The following is a 24182-nucleotide window of genomic DNA, read 5'->3' on the forward strand; positions in this document are numbered from 1 at the left end:
CGCTCAGGCTCCCATCACTTCGGACGCTTGGCGCCGTACTTGGAACGACGCTGCTTACGGTCCTTGACGCCCTGCGTGTCGAGCACGCCGCGCACCACGTGGTAACGCACGCCCGGAAGGTCCTTCACGCGGCCGCCTCGGATCATCACGACCGAGTGCTCCTGAAGGTTATGCCCCTCACCCGGGATGTAACCGATCACTTCGTACTGGTTCGTCAGCCGAACCTTGGCGACCTTGCGGAGAGCCGAGTTCGGCTTCTTCGGGGTCGTCGTATAGACTCGCGTGCAGACGCCGCGCTTCTGCGGGCAGGCCTCCATGGCCGGCACCTTGTTGCGCTTCGGCGGGTCTTTCCGCGGCTTGCGGATCAACTGGTTGATCGTCGGCATGCTGTCCCGTTCCGTAACTTCGAGCTTCCGCCCGCCGTCGGTTGACGCCACTGCCTTCCACGCACGAACGCGAAGGCGCCGGTCCGCGATCTGACGATCGCGGGCGGCGCCCCAAGCCAGAGGATCGCGCCGGGGCGCGATCATGGCGACGTTGCGGCTGCCTTTCGGCAGCTGCGGAGAAGCCGATGTCGTCTACTTGAACCCGGCAGCGTTTAAGCCGATCAGTCGCAGCGCGAGGCGCCAGCGACGCGAACGGGGCTTACCGCCTGCCGCGAAAGTTGGCGGAACCTATTCTTTCGGTTCCCGCCCGTCAATAGCGGAATCGCGGCCTTCTCCGGGCGTTTTTCGGGCATCCCGATCGGAGCCGAAGGGCCGCCCCAACGCATGCTTTCTGTCGCACCGAGCGCATTTGACGACCGATCGTTTCGCGGCTTCCACGTTATCGGCCGAACCTTCGTCCTGGAAGCGTGTTCCCTGCCATTCCGCCACAGGAACGGCGCGATTCCCGCGCATCCGGCGACGCCCGCGGCGGGCTCATGCTCGCGCGGAATGGACCGCGGGGGCCCCGTCATGCGCCGTGCCGTGCCGACGATTCTCGCAGCCAGCGCACTTTTCTTCTCCGTCCTCAGCGGTGCCGGTCCCGGTCGCCTGCCGATCGAGTTCACCGGCGTGGCGGCGGCTGGCGAGCTGCCGGTGCTGCGGCGGCCCCCCGAGGGCGAGGGCGCCCCCTCCCCTGTCATGGATCGGCCACCGCCGTCGAGCGCCCAGGCCTGCCGGACGCCCGCCGAGATCATCGCGGCCACCGGCGACCGCGACGTCCGCCGGCTGGCGGACCGGCTGGCCGATCCCGAACTTTGCCTCGGCATCGTGTCGGTCGAGGGCACGGTGGCACGGTGGTCGCTGTTGGTGATCTCCCACCGCAGCCGCAGCGGGCCCCGCTGGGTGCTGCCGCACGACAACGAGAACGCGGCCTTCGATGCCGGCGTTGTGGCCGTGCTGCGCTACGGGGGCGTGCTGGTGGCGGTCGAATCGGGCGAGAACCGGATGTGGCGCGGCATCGACCCCAATCGCGTCTTCGGCAGCGGCGCCTGCGGGCGCGGCCGCGCCGATCCGGCCTATACGTCTGCGGTCCTCGCCGGTCTCGACCGGCGCTTTCCCATTGTCGGTCTGCATTCCAACGAGCGGCGTGGCGGCACCATCTCGATGGCCCGGCCCTATCCGGGCGCCGAGGCCTTCCGCGCCGCCGCCGGCGCGACGGTCGGGCCCGGGGCGCCCCGGCGCGACGACGACACGATGGTGATCCTCGCCGGCCGCGCCCCGGCGACCGAGGCGGCAGCGCGCGGCGCCATCGCCTGGTTCACCGAACGGGGTGTCAACGTCCTCTACGAGACGGTGCGGCCGGGGCGCAGCGACTGCTCGCTGTCGAACCACGCCGTCCTGGCCGGGCTGCCGCGCACTTTCACCGTCGAGGTCGGCCACGGCGACACCGCCTCGGCCCGGGCCCTCGTTGATCTCGTCATGCAGTCCGTGGGGATCGCGCCACGCTGACCGGCATCGGCGGCCGGCGTCCGCTCGCCCATCACAGCTCCGAACGACGACGGGCCGCCCTGCTGCCAGGACGGCCCGTTCTGTCTTGTCGTGTGGCCGCGCCACCGCGAGCGGCGACGCCGGCCGGTCGAGGCCACCGCCGTGACGGCGGAGGCCTCGCCGCAGGTCAGGCGGCCGCCGGACCGGAGATGCCGGCGAGCGGCACGTCGACGGTCGCCGCCTTGCGGCGCTCGTCGAGGATGAGTTCGTCGCGGCTCGTCGCGATCTCGCGGATGCGGTTCACCATCGCGCCCGTTCCCGCCGGGATCAGGCGGCCGACGATGACGTTCTCCTTGAGGCCCTCGAGGTTGTCGACCTTGCCGTTGACGGCCGCCTCGGTGAGGACGCGGGTCGTCTCCTGGAAGGACGCAGCCGAGATGAACGAGCGGGTCTGCAGGCTGGCCTTGGTGATGCCGAGCAGCACCGGCACGCCCGACGCCGGCTTCTTGCCGTCGGCGATGGCCTTCTCGTTCAGCTCGTCGAGCTCGATGCGATCCATCTGCTCGCCGTTGATCACGTCCGTCTCGCCGGCGTCGGTGATCTCCACCTTCTGCAGCATCTGACGGACGATCACCTCGATGTGCTTGTCGTTGATCGCCACGCCCTGCAGCCGGTAGACCTCCTGGATCTCGTTGACGAGGTAGGCGGCGAGCGCCTCCACGCCGCGGATCGCCAGGATGTCGTGCGGCGCCGGGTTGCCGTCGAGGATGTAGTCGCCCTTCTCGATCGCATCGCCGTCCTGGAGGTGGACGTGCTTGCCCTTCGGGATCAGGTACTCGATCGGGTCGAGCGCCTCGTCGTGCGGCTCGATGATGATGCGGCGCTTGTTCTTGTAGTCCTTGCCGAAGCGCACCGTGCCGTCGATCTCGGCGATGATGGCATGGTCCTTCGGACGCCGCGCCTCGAACAGCTCCGCCACCCGCGGCAGACCGCCGGTGATGTCGCGCGTCTTGGCACTCTCGAGCGGGATACGCGCGAGCACGTCGCCGGCCTTCACCTCTTCGCCCGGCTCCACCGACAGGATGGCGTCGACGGAGAGCAGGGAGCGGGCGTCGCCGCCGCGGGCGAGCTTCGCCACCTTGCCGTCGGCACCCTTGACGATGACGGCCGGCTTGAGGTCCGAGCCGCGCGTCGAGGTCCGCCAGTCGAGGATGATGCGCTTGGTGATACCGGTCGCCTCGTCGGTCGTCTCGGTGACCGAGGCGCCTTCCACCAGATCCTCGAAGGCGACGATGCCGTCGACCTCGGTGAGCACCGGACGGGTGTAGGGATCCCACTCCGCCATGCGCTGGCCGCGCTTCACCTGATCGCCGTCGTCGACGTGCAGGCGCGCGCCGTAGGTGATGCGGTGGACGGCGCGCTCGGTGCCGTCCTTGTCGATCACCACGATCGCGATGTTGCGACCCATCGCGATGAGCCGGCCCTGGGAATCGCGCACCACGTTGCGGTTGCGCAGCTTCACCGTGCCTTCGAAGCTCGACTCGATGAAGGACGAGTCGACCACCTGCGCCGTGCCGCCGATGTGGAACGTGCGCATGGTGAGCTGCGTGCCCGGCTCGCCGATCGACTGCGCCGCGATGACGCCGACCGCCTCGCCCATGTTGACGGGCGTGCCGCGGGCGAGATCGCGCCCGTAGCAGGCCGCGCAGCAGCCGTTCTTCGTCTCGCAGGTCAGCACCGAGCGGATGCGGACGGCCTGGATGCCGGCCTTCTCGACGCGCTCGACCTCCTTCTCCTCGATCAGCTTGCCGCGCGGCAGGATGATCTCGCCCGTCGCCGGATCGGGAACATCCTCGCACGCGGTGCGGCCGAGGATGCGCATGCCGAGCGAGGCCACCATCTGGCCGGCGTCGACGATTGCCGTCATCTTGATGCCGGCGTCGGTGCCGCAGTCGTACTCGGTGATGATCGAGTCCTGCGCGACGTCGACGAGACGACGCGTCAGGTAGCCCGAGTTCGCCGTCTTCAGCGCGGTGTCGGCCAGTCCCTTGCGGGCGCCGTGGGTGGAGTTGAAGTACTCCATCACCGACAGGCCTTCCTTGAAGTTGGCGATGATCGGCGTCTCGATGATCGAGCCATCCGGTCGCGCCATCAGGCCGCGCATGCCCGCGAGCTGCTTCATCTGCGCCGGCGAGCCACGGGCGCCGGAGTGGCTCATCATGTAGATCGAGTTGATCTTCTTCTGACGGCCGGTCTCCGCGTCCATCTGCACGGACGAGATGCGCTTCATCATCTCGTCGGCGACGCGATCGGTGCACTTCGCCCAGGCGTCGACGACCTTGTTGTACTTCTCGCCCTGGGTGATCAGGCCGTCGGAGTACTGCTGCTCGTATTCCTTGGCGAGCTGGCGCGTGTCCTCGACCAGCTTCTCCTTCGTCTCGGGGATGACCATGTCATCCTTGCCGAAGGAGATGCCCGCCTTGAACGCGTTGGTGAAGCCCAGCGTCATGATGCGGTCGCAGAAGATCACGGTCTCCTTCTGGCCGCAGCCACGGTAGACCATGTCGATCATGTTGGAGATCTGCTTCTTCGTCATCAGCTGGTTGCAGACGTCGAAGCTGACCGCCTTGTGCTTCGGCAGAAGCTCACCGATGAGCATGCGGCCGGGGGTCGTCTCATAGATCTTGGTGAACGGCTTTCCGTCCGGGCCGACGCCGGTGTAGCGGCCGCGGATCTTCGAGTGCAGCGTCACCGCCTTCGACTCGAGGGCGTGATGCAGCTCGCCGATGGACGAGAACGCCATGCCCTGGCCGGGCTCGTTCTCGGCCATGATCGACAGGTAGTAGAGGCCGAGCACGATGTCCTGCGACGGCACGATGATCGGCGAGCCGTTCGCCGGGTGCAGGATGTTGTTGGTCGACATCATCAGCACGCGCGCTTCGAGCTGAGCCTCGAGGCTCAGCGGAACGTGCACGGCCATCTGGTCACCGTCGAAGTCGGCGTTGAAGGCCGAGCAGACGAGCGGGTGCAGCTGGATCGCCTTGCCCTCGATGAGGACCGGCTCGAACGCCTGGATGCCGAGGCGATGCAGCGTCGGCGCGCGGTTCAGGAGGATCGGGTGCTCGCGGATTACCTCGTCGAGGATGTCCCAGACCTCCGACTTCTCCTTCTCGACGAGCTTCTTCGCCTGCTTCACCGTCGAGGAGTAGCCCTTGGCGTCCAGCCGCGAATAGATGAACGGCTTGAACAGCTCGAGCGCCATCTTCTTCGGCAGGCCGCACTGGTGCAGCTTCAGCTCCGGGCCGACGACGATCACCGAGCGGCCGGAATAGTCGACGCGCTTGCCGAGCAGGTTCTGGCGGAACCGGCCCTGCTTGCCCTTCAGCATGTCGGAGAGCGACTTCAGCGGGCGCTTGTTGGCACCCGTGATGACGCGACCGCGGCGGCCGTTGTCGAACAGCGCGTCGACGGCCTCCTGGAGCATCCGCTTCTCGTTGCGGATGATGATGTCCGGCGCGCGCAGCTCGATCAGCCGCTTCAGGCGGTTGTTGCGGTTGATGACGCGGCGGTAGAGGTCGTTCAGGTCGGACGTGGCGAAGCGGCCGCCGTCCAGCGGCACCAGCGGACGCAGATCCGGCGGCATCACCGGGATGACGTTGAGGATCATCCACTCCGGCTTGTTGCCGGATTCCATGAACGCCTCGATGAGCTTCAGCCGCTTGGCGAGCTTCTTCGGCTTCAGCTCGGAGGTCGACTCGGCGATCTCGACGCGCAGGTCGGCCGCGAGCTTCTCGAGATCGAGCGCCTTCATCAGCTCGCGGATAGCCTCGGCGCCGATGGCGGCGGTGAAGCCGTCCTCGCCGTACTTGTCCTGCGCCTCGATGAAGTCCTCTTCCGAGAGCAGCTGGTGCATCTTGAGCGGCGTCAGGCCGGGCTCGAGCACAACGTAGTTCTCGAAATAGAGGATCCGCTCGAGATCCTTCAGCGTCATGTCGAGCAGCATGCCGATGCGGCTCGGCAGCGACTTCAGGAACCAGATGTGGGCGACGGGGGCGGCGAGCTCGATGTGGCCCATGCGCTCGCGGCGCACGCGCGACAGCGTCACCTCGACGCCGCACTTCTCGCAGATAACGCCCTTGTACTTCATGCGCTTGTACTTGCCGCACAAGCACTCGTAGTCCTTGATCGGCCCGAAGATCCGGGCGCAGAACAGGCCGTCCCGCTCCGGCTTGAAGGTCCGGTAGTTGATGGTCTCCGGCTTCTTGATCTCGCCGTAGGACCAGGACAGGATCTTCTCAGGGCTGGCGATCGAGATCCGAATGAGATCGAACGTCTGGGCCGGCACCTGCGTGTTGAACAGGTTCATGACCTCTTGGTTCATCGGTTCTCTCCTTCACGCCGGCAGCCGCGAATGACGCGACCCCGTCGTCCTAGAATCATGAATCGGCGAGCGTAGGGCGGCCTTGCGGCCGCAGCGCGGCGGATCACTCCGCCGCGTCTGCCGGTCGCTCGAGCTCGTTGGCCGCCGTCTTCGGCTTCGAGTCGGTGAGTTCGACATTGAGGCCGAGCGACCGCATTTCCTTCACGAGCACGTTGAAGGACTCCGGGATACCCGCCTCGAACGTGTCGTCGCCGCGCACGATCGCCTCGTAGACCTTGGTGCGGCCGGCCACGTCGTCCGACTTCACCGTCAGCATCTCCTGCAGCGTGTAGGCGGCGCCGTAGGCTTCGAGCGCCCACACCTCCATCTCACCGAACCGCTGTCCGCCGAACTGCGCCTTGCCGCCGAGCGGCTGCTGGGTGACCAGCGAGTACGGGCCGATCGAACGGGCGTGGATCTTGTCGTCCACCAGATGGTGCAGCTTCAGCATGTAGATATAGCCGACAGTCACCTTCCGGTCGAACTCCTCGCCGGAGCGCCCGTCATAGAGCGTCACCTGTCCGGAGCGGTCGAGGCCGGCCTGCTCGAGCATGACGACGATGTCGGGCTCGTGCGCGCCGTCGAAGACCGGGGTCGCGATCGGCACGCCCTTGCGCAGCTGCTCGCCGAGCCGCAGCACGGAGGCGTCGTCGTACTGGGCGACCGGCTCGCGGCCGTCGTCGAAGATGTCGACGAGCGCGGTGCGCAGCGGCTGGACGTCGTTCGACTTCTTGTAGGCGTCGATGATCTCGCCGATCTTCCGCCCCATGCCCGCGCAGGCCCAGCCGAGGTGGGTCTCGAGGATCTGGCCGACGTTCATGCGGCTCGGCACGCCGAGCGGGTTCAGCACGATGTCGACGTGCGTGCCGTCGGCGAGGAACGGCATGTCCTCCACCGGCACGATCTTCGAGACGACGCCCTTGTTGCCGTGCCGGCCGGCCATCTTGTCGCCCGGCTGGATCTTGCGCTTCACGGCGACGAAGACCTTGACCATCTTCATCACGCCGGGAGGCAGCTCGTCGCCGCGCTGCAGCTTGTCGACCTTGTCGATGAAGCGGCCCTCGAGGCGCTTGCGGCTCTCGTCGTACTGGCCGCGCAGACCCTCGATCTGCGTCATCTGCTGATCGTCGGCGACCGCGAACTGCCACCACTGGGAGCGCGGGGTGTCGGCGAGCACGGCCCGCGTCACCTCGGTGTCCTTCTTGAAGCCCTTCGGGCCGGCGATCGCGACCTTGCCGTCGAGCATCTCGGCGAGACGGCCGAAGACGTTGCGGTCGAGGATCGCCTGCTCGTCGTCGCGGTCCTTGGCGAGACGCTCGATCTCCTCGCGCTCGATCGCCATGGCGCGCTCGTCTTTCTCGACGCCGTGGCGGTTGAACACGCGCACCTCGACGACCGTGCCCTGCACGCCCGGGGGCACGCGCAGCGAGGTGTCGCGGACGTCGGAGGCCTTCTCGCCGAAGATGGCGCGGAGGAGCTTCTCCTCCGGCGTCATCGGGCTCTCACCCTTCGGCGTGATCTTGCCGACGAGGATGTCGGAGGCCTTCACCTCCGCGCCGATGTAGACGATACCGGCTTCGTCGAGGTTCTTCAGCGCCTCTTCCGACACGTTCGGAATGTCGCGCGTGATCTCCTCCGGCCCGAGCTTGGTGTCGCGGGCCATCACCTCGAACTCCTCGATGTGGATCGAGGTGAACACGTCGTCGGAGACGATGCGCTCGGAGAGGAGGATGGAGTCCTCGAAGTTGTAGCCGTTCCACGGCATGAACGCGACGAGCACGTTGCGGCCGAGGGCCAGGTCACCGAGGTCCGTCGACGGGCCGTCGGCGATGATGTCGCCCTTGTTGACCATGTCGCCCACACGCACCAGCGGACGCTGGTTGATGCAGGTGTTCTGGTTCGAACGCTGGAACTTCATCAGCCGGTAGATGTCGACGCCCGAGCGCGAGGTCTCGAGGTCCTCGGTGGCACGCACGACGATACGAGTGGCGTCGACCTGGTCGATGACGCCCGCCCGCCGCGCGGCGATCGCCGCGCCGGAATCGCGCGCCACGATCGGCTCCATGCCGGTGCCGACGAACGGCGCCTCGGCCCGCACCAGCGGCACCGCCTGGCGCTGCATGTTCGAGCCCATCAGCGCGCGGTTGGCGTCGTCGTTCTCGAGGAACGGAATGAGCGCCGCGGCGACCGAGACGAGCTGCTTCGGCGACACGTCCATGTAGTCGACGCGGTCCGGCGTCACCATCATCACGTCGCCGGCGTGGCGGCAGATGAGAAGATCGTCGGTGAGGCGGCCGGAGGCGTCGATGTTGATGTTCGCCTGCGCGACGTAGTGCTTCGACTCCTCCATCGCCGACAGGTAGACGACCTCCGGCGTGACGTGGTTGTCGCGCACCTTGCGATAGGGCGCCTCGATGAAGCCGTACTTGTTGACGCGCGCGAACGTCGCCAGCGAGTTGATCAGGCCGATGTTCGGCCCTTCCGGCGTCTCGATCGGGCAGATGCGGCCATAGTGCGTCGGGTGCACGTCGCGCACCTCGAAGCCGGCGCGCTCGCGGGTCAGACCGCCCGGGCCGAGCGCCGACAGGCGGCGCTTATGCGTCACCTCGGAGAGCGGGTTGGTCTGGTCCATGAACTGCGACAGCTGCGAGGAGCCGAAGAACTCGCGCACGGCGGCAGCCGCCGGCTTCGCGTTGATCAGGTCCTGCGGCATCACGGTGTCGATCTCGACGGAGCTCATGCGCTCCTTGATCGCCCGCTCCATGCGCAGGAGGCCGACGCGGTACTGGTTCTCCATCAGCTCGCCGACCGAGCGCACGCGCCGGTTGCCGAGGTTGTCGATGTCGTCGATCTCGCCGCGGCCGTCGCGCAGGTCGACGAGCGTGCGGATCACCGCGATGACGTCCTCGCGGCGCAGCACGCGGATCGTGTCCGGGCACTGCAGGTCGAGGCGCATGTTCATCTTCACCCGGCCGACGGCCGAGAGGTCGTAGCGCTCCGGATCGAAGAACAGCGACTGGAACATCGCCTCCGCCGTCTCGATGGTCGGCGGCTCGCCCGGGCGCATCACCCGGTAGATGTCGTACAGCGCCTCTTCGCGGCTGGCGTTCTTGTCGACCGCCAGCGTGTTGCGAACGTAGGCGCCGGTGTTGATGTGGTCGATGTCGAGGATCGGGATCTCCTCGAAGCCGGCGCCGACGAGCGTGGCGAGCAGCTTCTCGGTGATCTCGTCGCCGGCCTCGACGAAGATCTCGCCGGTGGCCGGGTTGACGAGGTCCTCGCCGACATACTGGCCGACCAGGTCGAGGTCGGTCAGCTTCAGGAACTTCAGGCCCTTGTCGGCGAGCTGGCGCGCCGTGCGGGCGGTCATCTTCTTGCCGGCCTCGAGCACGGTCTCGCCGGTGTCGGCGTCGACGAGGTCGATCGTCGCCTTCATGCCGCGCATGCGGTTGGCGTCGAAGGGCATGCGCCAGCCGTCGCCGTCCCGGGTGTACGGGATCTTGTTGTAGAAGGTGTCGAGGATCTCCTCGCCGTCGAGGCCGAGGGCCATCATCAGCGACGTCACCGGGATCTTGCGGCGACGGTCGATGCGGGCGTGCACGATGTCCTTGGCGTCGAACTCGATGTCGAGCCAGGAGCCGCGATAGGGAATGATCCGGCCGGCGAACAGCAGCTTGCCGGAGGAGTGCGTCTTGCCCTTGTCGTGGTCGAAGAACACGCCCGGCGAGCGGTGCATCTGCGAGACGATGACGCGCTCGGTGCCGTTGACGATAAAGGTGCCGTTGTCCGTCATGAGCGGCATGTCGCCCATGTAGACGTCCTGCTCCTTGATGTCCTTGACGGACTTGGCGCCGGTGTCGTCGTCCACGTCGAACACGATCAGCCGCAGCGTCACCTTGAGGGGCGCCGCGAACGTCATGCCGCGCTGGCGGCACTCGTCGACATCGTACTTCGGCGCCTCGAACTCGTAGCGCACGAACTCGAGCAGGGCCGTGCCGGCGAAGTCGGAGATCGGGAACACCGACTTGAAGACCGATTGCAGGCCGTCGTCGGGGCGCCCGTCCTTCGGCTCGTCGACCAGCAGGAACTGGTCGTAGGACGCCTTCTGGACCTCGATGAGGTTCGGCATGTCCGCCACTTCGCGGATCGAGCCGAAATACTTGCGGATCCGCTTGCGACCGTTGAACGTCTGCGCCTTCTGAGCCTGCGCCATTCGTCGCTCCTCGCTTCGCGGGCGGCCGCCGCCGGCGCCGGTGGGGCGCTGGGGGGCGCGCACCGTGCCGCCGACCTGTCTGTGGCCCCGCACCGCGGTGCCGCCGCTGCGGCGGCGGGGCCTACTCGCCGGATTGTCCACCATGCCGCCCATCAGCGGGGCGGCAGGGAAGACCATCCAGGCACCTTCACCGGGCCTCGGGCCCGGAGATCGTCACCGGGCGTGTCGCCCGGTCCGACCGGCCGGCGGACCCAAGGTCCGCGCGGCGGTCGTCGCATCCGGTCCGCCGGCCGAGGCCGGCGGTCCGGGGTGGGGGCGCGCCGGAGCGCACCCCCGCCGGATCACTTCACGGTGACCTTGGCGCCGGCGTCCTCGAGCTTCTTCTTCAGCTCTTCGGCCTCGGACTTCGAGACGCCTTCCTTCACCGCCTTCGGAGCCGCCTCGACGAGGTCCTTGGCTTCCTTCAGGCCAAGGCCCGTGATCGCACGGACTTCCTTGATGACGTTGATCTTCTTGTCGCCGGCATCGGCGAGGATCACGTCGAACTCGGTCTGCTCCTCGGCGACCGGAGCGGCTTCGCCACCACCGGCGACAGCCGCGACCGCGACCGGAGCCGCGGCGGAGACGCCCCACTTCTCTTCCAGCATCTTGGAGAGCTCGGCGGCCTCCAGGACGGTGAGGTTCGACAGCTCGTCCACGAGCTTGCTGAGATCGGCCATTGTCTTGTCTTCCTGTATCGGTTCGTACCGTTGATCGGATCGGTGTCGGGAGACCGGCCTTATGCCGCCTCGTCCTTCTTGGCGTAGGCGGCGAGCACGCGCGCCACCTGTCCGCCGGGTGCCTGCAGCACGCCGGCGATCCGCGTCGCCGGCGTCTTGATCATGCCGACCAGGCGAGCACGGAGCTCGTCCAGCGACGGCATGGTCGCAAGCGCCTTGACGCCGTTCGCATCGAGCGTCGTCCGTCCGAGCGCCCCGCCGAGAATCACGAGCTTGTCGTTCGTCTTGGCGAAGTCGACGGCCACCTTGGGGGCCGCGACCGGGTCGTTCGAATAGGCGATCACCGTCGGACCCGTGAACAGGTCGGCGATGTGCGCGATGTCGGTGCCTTGAAGGGCGATCTTGGCAAGGCGGTTCTTCGCCACCTTCATGGACCCACCAGCCGCCTTCATCCGACCCCGAAGGGTCGACATCTGGGCGACCGTGAGGCCCTGATAGTGGGCCACGACCACCACGCCGGTGTTCTCGAACACCCCGTGGAGCGCCGTGACGAGCTCTCGCTTCTCCGCTCTTTCCACTTGCCTCACTCCGAATGGCGGCCGCCATTGCGGCCGCCGCTTGCCTTGCCGGACGGCCTGCGGAAGATCCCACAGGTCGGACGGCGCTCGGGAAGCCTGTCCCCTCGCGGGCGCCGAAGCGCCGCAAGGCAAAACGGTCTCGAACCTGGACTTGCGACCGGTACCGGGGCACCGTCCGCGCAGAACACGGTTCCGACCCGTCTCGTGCAGGCCCGTATGGCTTAGACCCGCGCTCGGAGGACCGGGCACGGGCACCTGCAGTCTCGGACAGGGGCGGGCCGGTCGGGTGCTTGCGCCTCCGGCGGCCCTAACCCGCCACGGACGGATCCGCGGCGGGAATTCCTCATATAGGGCGCCGGACCGGCGCCGCCTCGTCGCGGGCGGACCCGCGACCTCAGATCACAGGACGGTGGCGCCGGTCAGGCGCCGGTGCCGGTGATGCTCGCCGGATCGACGCGCACGCCCGGGCCCATCGTCGAGGACACCGCCACCTTCTGCAGGTAGGTGCCCTTGGCGCCGGCCGGCTTCGCCTTCACGACGGCATCGGTCAGCGCCTTGATGTTGTCTGCGAGCGCTTCCGCGCCGAACGAGGCCTTGCCGATGCCGGCGTGGATGATGCCGGCCTTCTCGACGCGGAACTCGACGGCGCCGCCCTTGGCGTCGTTGACGGCGGTCTTCACGTCCATCGTCACCGTGCCGACCTTCGGGTTCGGCATCAGGCCGCGCGGACCGAGGATCTTACCGAGACGGCCGACGAGCGGCATCATGTCGGGCGTGGCGATGCAGCGGTCGAACTCGATCGTGCCGCCCTGCACCTTCTCGACCAGATCCTCCGCACCGACGATGTCGGCACCGGCGGCCAGAGCCTCGGCAGCCTTGTCGCCACGGGCGAAGACGGCGACGCGCTGCGTCCGGCCGGTGCCGTTCGGCAGCACGCAGACGCCGCGGACCATCTGGTCGGCGTGACGCGGATCGACGCCGAGGTTGAGAGCCACCTCGACGGTCTCGTCGAACTTCGCGGTCGCCCGCTCCTTGACGAGCTTCAGCGCCTCGGCGAGCGGATAGAGCTTGTCGCGGTCGATACCCTCGCGAGAGGCGCGGACGCGCTTGGCGATATTGGCCATCCCCGTCACTCCACCACCTCGAGGCCCATCGAACGGGCCGAGCCTTCGATCATGCGCATCGCCGCGTCGACGTCGGACGCGTTGAGGTCCTTCATCTTCGCCTGGGCGATGGTGCGCACCTGCTCCTTCGACACCTGGCCGGCGAAGCTGCCCTTGCCGGGGGTCTTCGAGCCGGAGGTGATCTTCGCGGCCTGCTTCAGGAAGTGGCTGACCGGCGCCGTCTTGATCTCGAACGTGAACGACTTGTCCGAGAAATAGGTGATCACCACCGGGCAGGGCTGGCCCTTCTCGAGGTCCTGCGTGCGAGCGTTGAACTCCTTGCAGAACATCATGATGTTGAGGCCGCGCTGGCCGAGCGCCGGGCCGATCGGCGGAGACGGGGTCGCCGACCCGGCCTTCACCTGCAGCTTGATGTAGCCATCGATCTTCTTCGCCATCAAAAACTCCCGTTATGGTCGCCCGCGCATCGGGGCGACGGGGTCGGGCGGTACGGCCTCAGGGCGACGGCGATTGACGCCCCTGGCCTCCCGCCCCTCTTGAACCGACGATCGTCACCGTGGCTCGCGCCGCCGCCGACCGTCGGGCGGGCCGGACGCAAGGTCCGGCACCCGTCTCGCGATCCGGTCAGACCTTCTCGACCTGGCCGTACTCGAGTTCCACCGGCGTCGGGCGGCCGAAGATCGACACGTCGACCTTGACGCGGGCCCGCTCCTCGTCGACCTCGGACACGACACCGCTGAACGAGGCGAACGGACCGTCGGAGACGCGAACCTGCTCGCCGATCTCGAAGGTGATCGAGGGCTTCGGTCGCTCCACGCCCTCCTGCACCTGGTGCAGGATGCGGCCGGCTTCCGCCTCGGTGATCGGCACCGGGCGGTTGTCCGAGCCGAGGAAGCCGGTGACCTTCGGGGTGTTCTTGATCAGGTGGTAGGCCTGATCGGTCATCTCCATCTTCACCAGCACGTAGCCTGGGAAGAACTTGCGCTCGGAATCGACCTTCCGGCCGCGGCGCACCTCCACCACCTTCTCCTTCGGGACGAGGATCTCCTCGAACAAATCCTGCAGCCCGGCCTGACCGGCCTTCTCGCGGATCGATTCGGCGACCTTGTTCTCGAAGTTCGAGTAGGCGTGGACGATGTACCAGCGCTTCGCCATCGGCGTCTGTCTTCCCTCGCGAAGTCCGGTCAGCGGCCGAAGCCGAACAAGAAGGCGATCGCCCGGCTCATCGCCTGGTCCGCCAAGAAAAAGAAGATGCAGGCGAGGAACACCATGATGAACACCATGATGGTCGTGATCGCGGTCTCGCGGCGCGTCGGCCACGTGACCTTGCCGACCTCCGTGCGGACTTGCTGGAGGAACGCGACCGGATTGGTTTTCGCCATCTCGACGAGCCTGCTCGAATGTGCGTCCGACGCCGGCCGTCGGGCCGACCTGCGGGCGAGTGCGGCATGAATGCGCGGATTCGCCCACGACTAAGCGGGCGCGCGACGAGTGGGCCGCACGCCCGACCGGAGCGCTCTACATATTCGCGACGGGCGGCGAGTGCAAGCGCTTATGTGGCTCAGTCGTTCAATCGACGGAACGGGACCGCCCGTCACCGGTCCGGTGGCCGTTGAGCGGCACCCGGTCGACCCGCCGATCCGCTGGCGACCGGGCCGCGCCACCGCAGGCGCCGAGCCGAATCATGTCACCGTGCGCGCGCTTGGCAGGGGCGGAGGGACTCGAACCCACGGCCTGCGGTTTTGGAGACCGCCGCTCTACCAACTGAGCTACACCCCTAATGCGGCGCGCGGGGGACTGCTTACTCCAGATCGCGGCGGTGGGCCAGAGGGTTTGGTGAGCCTTCGACGCCCAAAAAGAACGGCGCGCCAGCGCGGCCCGCGACGCCTACTCGCCGGTGCGCGGCGCCGCCCACATCAGCGCCCGCGCCTTCCAGCCCGCCAGCACGGACGCGGGCGGTAGCGTGCCGTCCGGCCCGTCCCAGCGACCGGCGAACACCACCGCGAGATTCGAATCGGGGCCCTCGAAACAGATCGCCGCGCCCGAGAACTCCTCGGCGCCGGCGACGCAGCGCGCCTCGACCTCCGCCTCCGGCACGACGTCCGGGAAGGCATCGCCGACGCGGTGGCCGAAGCTGTTGGGGATCGCCTTGCGCAGGATGGTGATCCGGTAGAGCGGCTGGCCCTCGCCGGCGTAGATCGCCTCGGCGACGCGCACGCCCTTGCGGTTGACGAGGGCGACGCCCGGCATCGCCATGCCTTCCGAGCCCGCCTCGAATGCCTGCGCCTCGAAGCGCTCCGAAACCGCCGCGGCCTTGGCGAGGTCGAGTGTCGTTCCGGCGGAGAGGGCCCCGAGGCCCTTCTCCGTCAGCACGACGTCGTCGGCCGAGCGTGCCGGGCCCGCTGCCAAACCGGCCGCGACGACTGCTGCCCCGAGGGCGAGCCGTGGGCGAGACCATCTCGACAGGCGCCCGCCTGTCGCCCGGATGCCGTCGGTCATGCGCCGTCTCCCCATTTTCGGTGCGGCGCCTTGTCGGCGCTCTGTAAGGGCCGAAACGCGAAGCACGGCGTCGGACGCATTGCCCGTCGCCGTGCCCCTGCGTCGCGGGTCTTGTTACTCGATGATCTGGGCGACGACGCCCGCGCCTACCGTCCGGCCGCCCTCTCGGATGGCGAAGCGAAGCTTCTCCTCCATCGCGATCGGAACGATCAGCGTCACCGTCAACTCGACGTTGTCGCCCGGCATCACCATCTCGGTGCCTTCCGGCAGCGTGCACACACCCGTCACGTCCGTCGTGCGGAAGTAGAACTGCGGCCGGTAGTTCGTGAAGAACGGCGTGTGGCGACCGCCCTCCTCCTTCGTCAGGATGTAGGCTTCCGCCTTGAACTTCGTGTGCGGGTTCACCGAGCCCGGCTTGCACAGGACCTGCCCGCGCTCGACGTCCTCGCGCTTCGTGCCGCGCAGGAGCGCGCCGATGTTGTCGCCCGCCTGGCCCTGGTCGAGCAGCTTGCGGAACATCTCGACGCCCGTGACGATCGTCTTCTGGGTGGCGCGGATGCCGATGATCTCGACCTCCTCGCCCACCTTGACGATGCCGCGCTCGACGCGACCCGTCACCACCGTGCCGCGACCCGAGATCGAGAACACGTCCTCGATCGGCATCAGGAACGGCTGGTCGATCGGACGCTCCGGCTGCGGGATGTAGGCGTCGACCTGCGTCATCAGCTCGAGGATCGCATCCTCGCCGAGCACCGGGTCGCCGTCGTTCAGCGCAACCACCGCCGAGCCCTTGACGATCGGGATGTCGTCGCCCGGGAAGTCGTAGGAGGACAGCAGCTCGCGCACCTCGAGCTCGACGAGCTCGAGCAGCTCGGGATCGTCGACGAGGTCGCACTTGTTGAGGAACACGACGATCGCCGGCACGCCGACCTGGCGGGCGAGCAGGATGTGCTCGCGCGTCTGCGGCATCGGGCCGTCGGCGGCCGACACCACCAGGATCGCGCCGTCCATCTGCGCCGCGCCCGTGATCATGTTCTTCACATAATCGGCGTGGCCCGGGCAGTCGACGTGGGCGTAGTGGCGGTTCTTCGTCTCGTACTCGACGTGCGCCGTCGAGATCGTGATGCCGCGCGCCTTCTCCTCCGGCGCCGCGTCGATCTGGTCGTACGCCTTGAACGTCGCGCCGCCCGTCTTCGCCAGCACCTTCGTGATCGCCGCCGTCAGCGACGTCTTGCCGTGATCGACATGGCCGATCGTCCCGATGTTGCAGTGCGGCTTCGTCCGCGCAAACTTCTCTTTCGCCATGACCCGTGTCCCGCCGATTGTGTGGCAGCCGATAGGATGGCAGCCGACGAGGTATGGAGAGCCGCGGCCGCGCGCGGCAGGTAACCGTCGCCGGGCCGAAATGCAAGGCGGGCGAATCGTCCGGATGGTGTTGCGATCGCTGTCGAACGCTTTCCCTCGGGGCCTGGCAGGGCGGCGGTCGTTCGCCGCTATGGACCGGGAGCGCCTGGAGCGGGTGAGGGGAATCGAACCCCCGTCATCAGCTTGGAAGGCTGTTGCTCTACCATTGAGCTACACCCGCCCGCGCAGGGCTCGGTCTGTTCCGTCGGACGCGGCGTGGTGGAGGGGGTTGGATTCGAACCAACGTAGGCTGAGCCAACGGATTTACAGTCCGTCCCCTTTAACCACTCGGGCACCCCTCCGGCGCCGCGCGACGTCCCGCCTCCAGAGGGCGGACCGCACGTTCGAGGCGGCCGTAAAGGGCGCGGCCGCCGTCGCGGCGCGTGTTATGGCGGGGCGGTTCCGGGCTGTCAACGAGAGAGCGGATTTTCACGACGGGAGAGGATCTCAGCCGGCGAGCCGGCGCTCGCGTTGGCTCAGGCTGCGAGCGGGCGCTCGCGGCGGCTCAGGCGGCGAGCAGGCGCTCGACCTCGCGCACGAGCTCGCGCAGGTGGAAGGGCTTCGACAGCACCTTGGCATCCTTCGGGGCGCGCGAGTCGGAGTTGAGCGCCACCGCCGCGAAGCCGGTGATGAACATCACCTTGAGGTCCGGGTCGAGCCGGGTGGCGCGGCGGGCGAGCTCGATGCCGTCCATCTCCGGCATGACGATGTCGGTGAGGAGCAGCGTGAACGGCTCCTCGCGCAGCCGCTCGTAGGCCGACAGGCCGTTGTCGAAGGAGACGACCTCATGGCCCGCCTTCTCGAGTGCCTTGGCGAGGAAGCGACGCATGTCACCGTCGTCTTCCGCCAGGATGATGCGCGACATCACGATTGCGACAAGCCCCGAGATACTGCCCCAGCTCCCGGACGCCTCACCTTCCACGAAGATCGGCATCCGCTGCGTGGGAACCGTTGTGGCGGGATGCGGGTAAAGATCGGGTGAAAGCACGGCAGCGCCGCATCGTCGTGGACAGCGGGGCGTCGGCTACGGCAACATGTTCGGGGGCGCGCGGCGGCGGCGCCGGGCGAGCCTCTACGGGAGAAACCGGATGCGGCGCGGCGGCTGTTCATCGACCATGCACCATGTCGCCAGATGCCCGCGGGCGCGTCCGTGATGCGCGTCGTGGACGGCTTCGTGCACCATCCGCCCTTCGAGGTGCTGCACCCGCCGCTGCAGCGGGTGCCCTTCGTCTTCAACTCCCCCCATTCCGGCAGCGCCTACCCGCGCGCCTTCCTGGCCGCGACCCGGCTCGACGCCGAGGCGATCCGCCGCTCGGAGGATTCCTTCGTCGACGAGCTCTTCGCCGAGGTGGTGGCCGACGGTGCGCCGCTGATGCGGGCGCACTTCCCGCGCGCCTATCTCGACGTCAACCGCGAGCCCTACGAGCTCGACCCGAAGATGTTCGCCGGCCGCCTGCCGGCCTTCGTCAACGCCCGCTCGGTCCGCGTCGCCGGCGGCCTCGGCACGATCGCCCGCGTCGTCGCGGACGGCGAGGAGATCTATGCCGGGCCGCTCGCCGTCGAGGAGGGGCTCGCCCGCATCGAGGCGATCTACAAGCCCTATCACGCGGCGCTCCGCCGGCTCGTCACGGCCACCCAGGCCCGCCACGGCGTCGCCGTCCTCGTCGACTGCCACTCGATGCCGTCGGCGACGCGCGGCCAGGACCAGCGCCCGCGGCCCGACGTCATCGTCGGCGACCGCTACGGCACGAGTTGCAGTGCCGAGCTCAGCGACAGCGCGGTGGCGATCCTCACCGACCTCGGCTTCACGGTCGGCCGCAACCGGCCCTATGCGGGCGGCTTCATCACGGAGAGCTACGGGCGACCGGCGCTGGGCGTCCACGCCATCCAGATCGAGGTTAACCGCGGCCTCTACATGGACGAGGCGCGCTTCGAGCGCTCGGCGGATTTCCTCGAGACGGCCCGCCTGCTCGGCCGCTTCGCCCGGCGGCTGATCGCCGACTTCGCCGACGGTGCCGCCCCGCGCGTCGCCGCGGAATAGGCGGGTCCGGCGCGCTTGGCGGGGCGTGGCGCGGGCAAAAAAAAGGCCGATCGCGAGGCGACCGGCCTAAGTCTAGGGAGGAAACGCCCAAGGAGGGCATCGAGGCGGCAAGGCCGCGTCGACACGCGATAGGTAGGCGGCGCGGCGCCCCCGGTCAATCTGCGGATTCCGCATTGCACCCATGCACGAAACGTCACCATGGGGACGGCTGGGACCGGTGCGACAGCGGCCGCACCCCACCGCAGAGCCGCGCAATCCCTGGCCCCGGCACACATGCACAAAAAAAGGCCGCTCGCGGACGAGCGGCCTAAGTCTAGGGAGGAAACGCCCAAGGAGGGCACGGCGGGCAAAGCCACGCCGCACTGCACAAATTAGTGGTGCGGCGCACAAATGTCAAGAACCCGGCAATCGATTGCGGTGAGTGCCGCATTGCTGCGGCGATCCGGTCGCGGATGCTGCGTCGGGTGCATCCCCGCGGCGCTTCCGGACCTGCGACGAAGGCCGCCCGCCCCCAAGAAAAAGGGCCGCTCGCGAGGCGGGCGGCCCAAGTCTAGGGAGGAAACGCCCAAGGAGGGCATGCGCGGCGAACGCAGGGCGTCCGGCCGCGCTCGAAAACACTGCCAGCGAGACGGCGACCGGTCAAGCGACATGACGCGATCTACGCACCCGACGCTGATGTAATCACATCAAATGCGGCCGATGGCGTGGTGCACGGCCTGGCGGCAGCGACCCTATCTTCCTGCAATCGAACGATTTTCGGGGCAGTCTCGGCGAGGAACGCACCTGCCGGGAGCAACCGCATGGCTGCCATGCACGGCGTTCATGGCGCGCCGAGCCAAACGGCGCCTGGCCGAACGGCTGTCGCGGGCCGGAAATGACGAAGGGCGGCACACCGTGCCGCCCTTGCCGATCGCTCACCGCGTGGCCGCGCCAGGCGGCCTGCCATCCGCTCAGTAGACGCCTTTGCAGATCGGCTGGTTGTAATAGTAGCTGTAGTGGCACTTCACCGGGGGCGCCGGATAGACGTAGGTCGGCTGCGCCGCCGCCGCGCCGATCGCCACGCCCGCTGCGGCACCGATCGCCGCACCGGCAGCGACACCGCCCCAGCCCCAGCCGCCACCGTGATGTCCCCAGCCGCCGCCGTGCCAGCCGCCGCCATGCCACCCGCCACCGTGGGCGACCCAGGGGTCGATAAACAGCGCGGTCGGACCCGCCGTCTCCGGCAGCGTCCCTTCCAGCACGCTGATCGTGTAGGCGAGCGAGGTGTCGGAGACCGCCTGCACGTCCTCGATCTCGATCACGACCGGCATGCCGTTGTCGGTGATGAACGACACCGCGGCGTTCGGCGGATCGGCCTTGAAGCCGTCCTTCTCCGCGCCCCACAGCTTGACGAAGTGGTCCTGGTTGATGTGGCCGACGATGCGCTGCGGCCGGTCGGAGAAGAAGGTCGTGGCCGGCGCGACGCCGTCGAGCGTCATCGTCTTGCCGTCGAACTTCATGCTCGCGGCCTGCTGCACGAACAGAAGCTGGATCGGCGGCCCGCCCGGCGGGGGGGCGTTCGCCGGCGGCGCGGCATCCTGCGCGAGCGCCGCGGCGCCGGAGGCGAGCAGTCCGCCGGCCGTCAGCAGAGCAACGAACTTCATGTGGTTTCTCCCGGTGAATTCGGTGTCCGTCGCGAGCATTCGCATCGGCGTCGCGACGGTTGACCCCGTGGCGCAGGTTCCGCGCCCCGCCGGCAGACTACGTCCTCGCCCGGGAAACGCAAAGCGCGCGCACCCTCCGTGCAAGCCTCGCGCAAGCTTCACGCGGCCGGAAAGCGATCCCGCAGCCTGCCGCCCGCCGCCGCGAGTTCGGCGAGCAGGGGCGGCGGGCGGAAGCGCTCGCCATGGCGCTCGGCGAGCTCGCCGCAGATCGCCGTGAACCGCGCTGCGCCGAGCCCATCGACATAGCTCGCCGTGCCGCCGGTGAAGGCCGGGAAGCCGAAGCCGAGGACGGAGCCGACGTCGGCCTCGCGGGCCTCAGTGACGACGCCCTCGCCGAGGGCCCGGACCGTCTCCAGCGCCTGCACCACCAGGAAGCGCCGCTTCAGCCCCTCGACGCGAATGCTCTCCGCCGGCCGCGCCCGGCCGACGATCTCGGCGAGGCCCGGCCACAGCGCCTTGGTGCCGCCGGCCGGGTAGTCGTAGAAGCCCGCCCCGCCCTTGCGCCCGAGCCGGCCGCGCCCGGGGACGAGCGCCGACAGCACGCGGGCCACGGGATCGTCGCCGGGCGCCTCGCCCGCCAGCGCCGCCTCGGTCACTCGCCAGGCGACGTCGAGCCCGACCTCGTCGGCGAGCGCCAGTGGTCCGGTCGGCATACCAGCGAGACGGCCGGCCGTCTCGACCATCGCCGGCGGCACGCCTTCCGTCAGCATGCGGATGCCCTCGCCGACATAGGCGGCGACGACGCGGGAGGCGTAGAAGCCGCGCCCGTCGGCGACGACGATCGGCGTCTTGCCGAGGCGCCCCGCCACTTCGAGGGCGAGCGCCAGCGCCGCCTCGCCCGTCCGGTCCCCGCGGATCACCTCGACGAGCCGCATGCGGTCGACGGGCGAGAAGAAGTGCAGGCCGAGAAAGCGGTCGGGCCGCGGAACGGCTTCGACCAGTTCGGCGAGCGGCAGGGCGGAGGTGTTGGTGGCGACAACGGCGTCGTCCGCGACCACCTCCGCGATCGCCGCGAGCGCGGCCCGCTTCGTCGCCGCATCCTCGAACACGGCCTCGATCACGAGCCCGGCGCCGGCGAGCGCCGCAGTCCCCTCCCCCGCCGTCAGGCGCCGCATCGCCGCCTCGGCGGCCGTTCCCTCCAGGCGACGGGACCGGACGCGCTCGGCGAGACCCGCCAACGCCGCCTCGCGGCCGCGCGCCGCCGTCGCGGCGTCGCGGTCGACCAGCACCACCTCGAAGCCCGCGAGCGCCAGCGCGGCGGCGATCGCCGAGCCCATGAAACCCGCCCCGACGACACCGACCACGTTCGGCAGCCGCTGCGGCAGCCCGGCCGGTCGGCGCGGATGGCGGTCGAGAGCGCGCCGGCCCGTGAACAGCGTGCGGATCATCGCCGCCGCCTCCGGCCCGGCGAGCACCTCGGCGAACAGCCGCGATTCGACCGTCAGCGCCCGGTCCATCGGCAGCTGCAGCCCCTCGAAGGCGGCCCGCAGCAGCAGCCGCACCGCGGGATAATTGTCCGACGTCTCCTGGCGATAGCGGGCGATCGCCGCCGGCCAGAAGCGGTAGCCGGCAGGCGTGTAGGGCCCACCCCCCGGCGGCCGGAAGCCGGTGCGGTCCCAGGGCTTCACCGTCTCGACGCCGGCTGCGATCATCGCCCGCGCCTCGTCGACCAATCGCTCGCGCGGAACAACACGGTCGATCAGCCCGAGCGCCACAGCCTCCGCCATGGCGTGCTCGCGCCCGCCGGTGAGGAGCTTCAGCGCCCGCTCCGGATCGAGCAGGCGCATGACGCGCTGCGTCCCCCCGGCACCGGGAAACAGCCCGACCTTCACCTCCGGCAGGCCGATGCGGGTGGCGCCGTCGTCGGCGGCGACGCGGGCATGGGCGGCGAGCGCGAGCTCCAGCCCACCGCCCAGGCAACGGCCGGCGATGGCGACGACCCAGGGCTTTCCGCACGTCTCGATGCGCCGGTAGAGCACCGACAGCCGCCGCGAGCGCGCGAGCAGCGCCGTCGCCGCGGCAACGGGATTGGCGGGGGCAGCGGCGCGATAGTCGGCGATCATCCGCTCGATCAGCGCGAGGTCGGCACCGCCGGAAAACTCGGGCTTTGCCGACAGGACGACCACGCCGGTGATGGCGGTGTCTTCGACCACCCGCGCCAGCATCCTCTCGAGCTCGTCGATCGTCCTCTCGCCGATGACGTTCATCGAGCGGCCGGGGGTGTCCCAGGTGAGGACCGCGACACCGTCGTCGCCGGCTTCGAAGCGGAACTCGGTCAGATCCAGCGGGGGGAGCGTCTGCATCGCGCGCTCCTCAGACCCGCTCGATCAGCGTCGCCGTGCCCATCCCGGCGCCGATGCACATGGCGACGAGCCCGCAGGCGAGGTCGCGCCGCTCGAGTTCGTCGAGGAGCGTGCCGATGAGCATCGCACCGGTGGCGCCGAGCGGGTGGCCCATGGCGATTGCCCCGCCGTTGACGTTCACCTCCGCCGGGTCGAGGTCGAAGGCCTGCACCGTGCGCAGCACCACCGCCGAGAATGCCTCGTTGATCTCGACGAGGTCGACGTCGGCGAGCGAGGCGCGGGCGCGCTTCAGGAGCTTGTCGGTGGCGTCCACCGGTCCGGTCAGCATCAGCGCCGGGTCTGAGCCGGTGGAGACGAAGGCACGGATGCGCGCGCGTGGCGTCAGCCCCGCCGCCTCCCCCGCCTCCGCCGAGCCGATCAGCACCGCGCTGGCGCCATCGACGATGCCCGACGAATTGCCGGCGTGGTGGACGTGGCGCACCGCCTCGATCTCCGGATGGGCGGCGATCGCCGCCGCATCGAATCCCATCTGCTCGCCGAGCGTCCGGAAGGACGGCTCCAGCGCTGCCAGCGCCTGCATGTCCGTGCCCGGCCGCATGTGCTCGTCGCGCGCGAGCAGCGGGATGCCGAGGCCGTCGCAGACCGGCACCACCGAGCGGGCGAAGCGCCCTTCGGCCCACGCCTGTGCGGCCCGTCGCTGGCTCTCGACGGCATAGGCGTCGACGTCGTCGCGCGAGAAGCCATACTTCGTCGCGATGAGGTCGGCGGCGACGCCCTGCGGCATGAAGTGGGACGGCAGCGCCACCCGCGGGTCGACCGGCCAGGCGCCGCCGGAGGCGCCGATGCCGACGCGGCTCATCGATTCGACGCCGCCGGCGACCACGAGTTCGTGCTGGCCGCTCATCACGGCCGCCGCCGCCATGTTCACCGCCTCGAGGCCGGAGGCGCAGAAGCGGTTGATCTGCACGCCGGCGACGCGGCGGTCCCAGCCGGCGGCGAACACCGCGGCGCGGGCGACGTCACCGCCCGCCTCGCCCACCGGGTCGACGCAGCCGAGCACGACATCGTCGACCAGCGCCGTGTCGAGGTCGTTGCGGTCGCGCAGTGCCGCCAGCACGGTCGCCGCCAGCCGCACGGTCGAGACCTCGTGCAGGGCACCGTCGGGCTTGCCGCGGCCGCGCGGCGTGCGCACGTGGTCGTAGACGAAGGCGTCCGGCATCTCCACGCGACCTTCCCGTTGCTGCCGGGGATCATCACCGTGAATG

Annotated in this window: 17 protein-coding genes and 3 tRNA genes; 2 read left to right on the forward strand and 18 right to left on the reverse strand. The window is 69.0% G+C overall.

Features of this window, described 5'->3' with window-relative positions; translation table 11 throughout:
• Positions 1-14 precede the first annotated feature (14 nt).
• Positions 15-386: a 30S ribosomal protein S12 gene (gene rpsL / locus RUR49_RS21950; protein ID WP_409148579.1), complete on the reverse strand. Its 372-nt coding sequence runs from the start codon at positions 384-386 to the stop codon at positions 15-17.
• 570 nt (positions 387-956) lie between these two features.
• On the opposite strand from rpsL, the gene RUR49_RS21955 reads away from it, so the two are divergent.
• Positions 957-1934, forward strand: coding sequence for a hypothetical protein (locus tag RUR49_RS21955; protein WP_409148580.1), 978 nt, complete (start codon positions 957-959; stop codon positions 1932-1934).
• Between the two features lie 166 nt (positions 1935-2100).
• Here the strand turns inward: RUR49_RS21955 and rpoC are convergent, their stop codons facing one another.
• From rpoC to cpdR, 14 genes are all read right to left on the reverse strand, one after another.
• Complete coding sequence (gene rpoC, locus RUR49_RS21960; protein WP_409148581.1) at positions 2101-6294, reverse strand: DNA-directed RNA polymerase subunit beta'; 4194 nt, start codon at positions 6292-6294, stop codon at positions 2101-2103.
• A 103-nt stretch (positions 6295-6397) separates the two neighbouring features.
• On the reverse strand, positions 6398-10546 hold the full coding sequence (gene rpoB / locus RUR49_RS21965) for a DNA-directed RNA polymerase subunit beta (RefSeq protein WP_409148754.1): 4149 nt from the start codon (positions 10544-10546) through the stop codon (positions 6398-6400).
• Positions 10547-10887: 341 nt separating this feature from the next.
• Complete coding sequence (gene rplL, locus RUR49_RS21970; protein ID WP_409148582.1) at positions 10888-11265, reverse strand: 50S ribosomal protein L7/L12; 378 nt, start codon at positions 11263-11265, stop codon at positions 10888-10890.
• A 59-nt stretch (positions 11266-11324) separates the two neighbouring features.
• Positions 11325-11843: a 50S ribosomal protein L10 gene (gene rplJ, locus RUR49_RS21975; RefSeq protein WP_409148583.1), complete on the reverse strand. Its 519-nt coding sequence runs from the start codon at positions 11841-11843 to the stop codon at positions 11325-11327.
• Positions 11844-12262: 419 nt separating this feature from the next.
• Positions 12263-12967, reverse strand: a complete 705-nt coding sequence (gene rplA / locus RUR49_RS21980) for a 50S ribosomal protein L1 (RefSeq protein ID WP_409148584.1) — start codon at positions 12965-12967, stop codon at positions 12263-12265.
• A gap of 5 nt (positions 12968-12972) precedes the next feature.
• Positions 12973-13404 carry a 50S ribosomal protein L11 gene (gene rplK, locus RUR49_RS21985; protein WP_409148585.1) on the reverse strand — a complete coding sequence of 144 codons (432 nt, stop codon included), beginning with the start codon at positions 13402-13404 and terminating at the stop codon, positions 12973-12975.
• 187 nt (positions 13405-13591) lie between these two features.
• On the reverse strand, positions 13592-14122 hold the full coding sequence (nusG, locus tag RUR49_RS21990; protein ID WP_409148586.1) for a transcription termination/antitermination protein NusG: 531 nt from the start codon (positions 14120-14122) through the stop codon (positions 13592-13594).
• A gap of 29 nt (positions 14123-14151) precedes the next feature.
• Positions 14152-14349, reverse strand: a complete 198-nt coding sequence (gene secE, locus RUR49_RS21995) for a preprotein translocase subunit SecE (protein ID WP_409148587.1) — start codon at positions 14347-14349, stop codon at positions 14152-14154.
• A 321-nt stretch (positions 14350-14670) separates the two neighbouring features.
• Positions 14671-14746 (reverse strand) — tRNA-Trp (locus RUR49_RS22000).
• A 108-nt stretch (positions 14747-14854) separates the two neighbouring features.
• Positions 14855-15466 carry a DUF1131 family protein gene (locus RUR49_RS22005; protein WP_409148588.1) on the reverse strand — a complete coding sequence of 204 codons (612 nt, stop codon included), beginning with the start codon at positions 15464-15466 and terminating at the stop codon, positions 14855-14857.
• Between the two features lie 114 nt (positions 15467-15580).
• Positions 15581-16771, reverse strand: a complete 1191-nt coding sequence (tuf, locus tag RUR49_RS22010; RefSeq protein ID WP_409148576.1) for an elongation factor Tu — start codon at positions 16769-16771, stop codon at positions 15581-15583.
• Between the two features lie 206 nt (positions 16772-16977).
• Positions 16978-17051, reverse strand: a tRNA-Gly gene (locus RUR49_RS22015).
• A gap of 36 nt (positions 17052-17087) precedes the next feature.
• A tRNA-Tyr gene (locus tag RUR49_RS22020) sits at positions 17088-17172 on the reverse strand.
• 203 nt (positions 17173-17375) lie between these two features.
• A complete protein-coding gene (cpdR, locus tag RUR49_RS22025; protein ID WP_409148589.1) occupies positions 17376-17735 on the reverse strand; it encodes a cell cycle two-component system response regulator CpdR in 360 nt (119 codons plus the stop codon).
• Between the two features lie 288 nt (positions 17736-18023).
• On the opposite strand from cpdR, the gene RUR49_RS22030 reads away from it, so the two are divergent.
• Positions 18024-18911 carry an N-formylglutamate amidohydrolase gene (locus RUR49_RS22030; RefSeq protein WP_409148590.1) on the forward strand — a complete coding sequence of 296 codons (888 nt, stop codon included), beginning with the start codon at positions 18024-18026 and terminating at the stop codon, positions 18909-18911.
• A gap of 950 nt (positions 18912-19861) precedes the next feature.
• Here the strand turns inward: RUR49_RS22030 and RUR49_RS22035 are convergent.
• From RUR49_RS22035 to RUR49_RS22045, 3 genes are all read right to left on the reverse strand, one after another.
• Positions 19862-20554, reverse strand: coding sequence for a hypothetical protein (locus RUR49_RS22035; protein WP_409148591.1), 693 nt, complete (start codon positions 20552-20554; stop codon positions 19862-19864).
• Positions 20555-20712: 158 nt separating this feature from the next.
• Positions 20713-22917, reverse strand: a complete 2205-nt coding sequence (locus RUR49_RS22040; RefSeq protein ID WP_409148592.1) for a 3-hydroxyacyl-CoA dehydrogenase NAD-binding domain-containing protein — start codon at positions 22915-22917, stop codon at positions 20713-20715.
• A gap of 10 nt (positions 22918-22927) precedes the next feature.
• Positions 22928-24136, reverse strand: a complete 1209-nt coding sequence (locus RUR49_RS22045) for an acetyl-CoA C-acetyltransferase (RefSeq protein WP_409148755.1) — start codon at positions 24134-24136, stop codon at positions 22928-22930.
• Between the last annotated feature and the right edge of the window lie 46 nt (positions 24137-24182).

The organism is Pseudoxanthobacter sp. M-2, assembly GCF_046156265.1.
In the GTDB taxonomy this organism is placed as follows: domain Bacteria; phylum Pseudomonadota; class Alphaproteobacteria; order Rhizobiales; family Segnochrobactraceae; genus CAMDHY01.

Bases quoted from the DNA above. Each gene is read 5' to 3' on its own strand.
- RUR49_RS22030 (WP_409148590.1), top strand. From the start codon at position 18,024: ATGCGCGTCGTGGACGGCTTCGTGCACCATCCGCCCTTCGAGGTGCTG.
- RUR49_RS22035 (WP_409148591.1), bottom strand. From the start codon at position 20,554: ATGAAGTTCGTTGCTCTGCTGACGGCCGGCGGACTGCTCGCCTCCGGC.
- tuf (WP_409148576.1), bottom strand. From the start codon at position 16,771: ATGGCGAAAGAGAAGTTTGCGCGGACGAAGCCGCACTGCAACATCGGG.
- RUR49_RS22005 (WP_409148588.1), bottom strand. From the start codon at position 15,466: ATGACCGACGGCATCCGGGCGACAGGCGGGCGCCTGTCGAGATGGTCT.
- nusG (WP_409148586.1), bottom strand. From the start codon at position 14,122: ATGGCGAAGCGCTGGTACATCGTCCACGCCTACTCGAACTTCGAGAAC.
- rpsL (WP_409148579.1), bottom strand. From the start codon at position 386: ATGCCGACGATCAACCAGTTGATCCGCAAGCCGCGGAAAGACCCGCCG.
- rplL (WP_409148582.1), bottom strand. From the start codon at position 11,265: ATGGCCGATCTCAGCAAGCTCGTGGACGAGCTGTCGAACCTCACCGTC.
- rplK (WP_409148585.1), bottom strand. From the start codon at position 13,404: ATGGCGAAGAAGATCGATGGCTACATCAAGCTGCAGGTGAAGGCCGGG.
- rplA (WP_409148584.1), bottom strand. From the start codon at position 12,967: ATGGCCAATATCGCCAAGCGCGTCCGCGCCTCTCGCGAGGGTATCGAC.
- secE (WP_409148587.1), bottom strand. From the start codon at position 14,349: ATGGCGAAAACCAATCCGGTCGCGTTCCTCCAGCAAGTCCGCACGGAG.
- RUR49_RS21955 (WP_409148580.1), top strand. From the start codon at position 957: ATGCGCCGTGCCGTGCCGACGATTCTCGCAGCCAGCGCACTTTTCTTC.
- rpoB (WP_409148754.1), bottom strand. From the start codon at position 10,546: ATGGCGCAGGCTCAGAAGGCGCAGACGTTCAACGGTCGCAAGCGGATC.
- rpoC (WP_409148581.1), bottom strand. From the start codon at position 6,294: ATGAACCAAGAGGTCATGAACCTGTTCAACACGCAGGTGCCGGCCCAG.
- RUR49_RS22045 (WP_409148755.1), bottom strand. From the start codon at position 24,136: ATGCCGGACGCCTTCGTCTACGACCACGTGCGCACGCCGCGCGGCCGC.
- cpdR (WP_409148589.1), bottom strand. From the start codon at position 17,735: ATGTCGCGCATCATCCTGGCGGAAGACGACGGTGACATGCGTCGCTTC.
- RUR49_RS22040 (WP_409148592.1), bottom strand. From the start codon at position 22,917: ATGCAGACGCTCCCCCCGCTGGATCTGACCGAGTTCCGCTTCGAAGCC.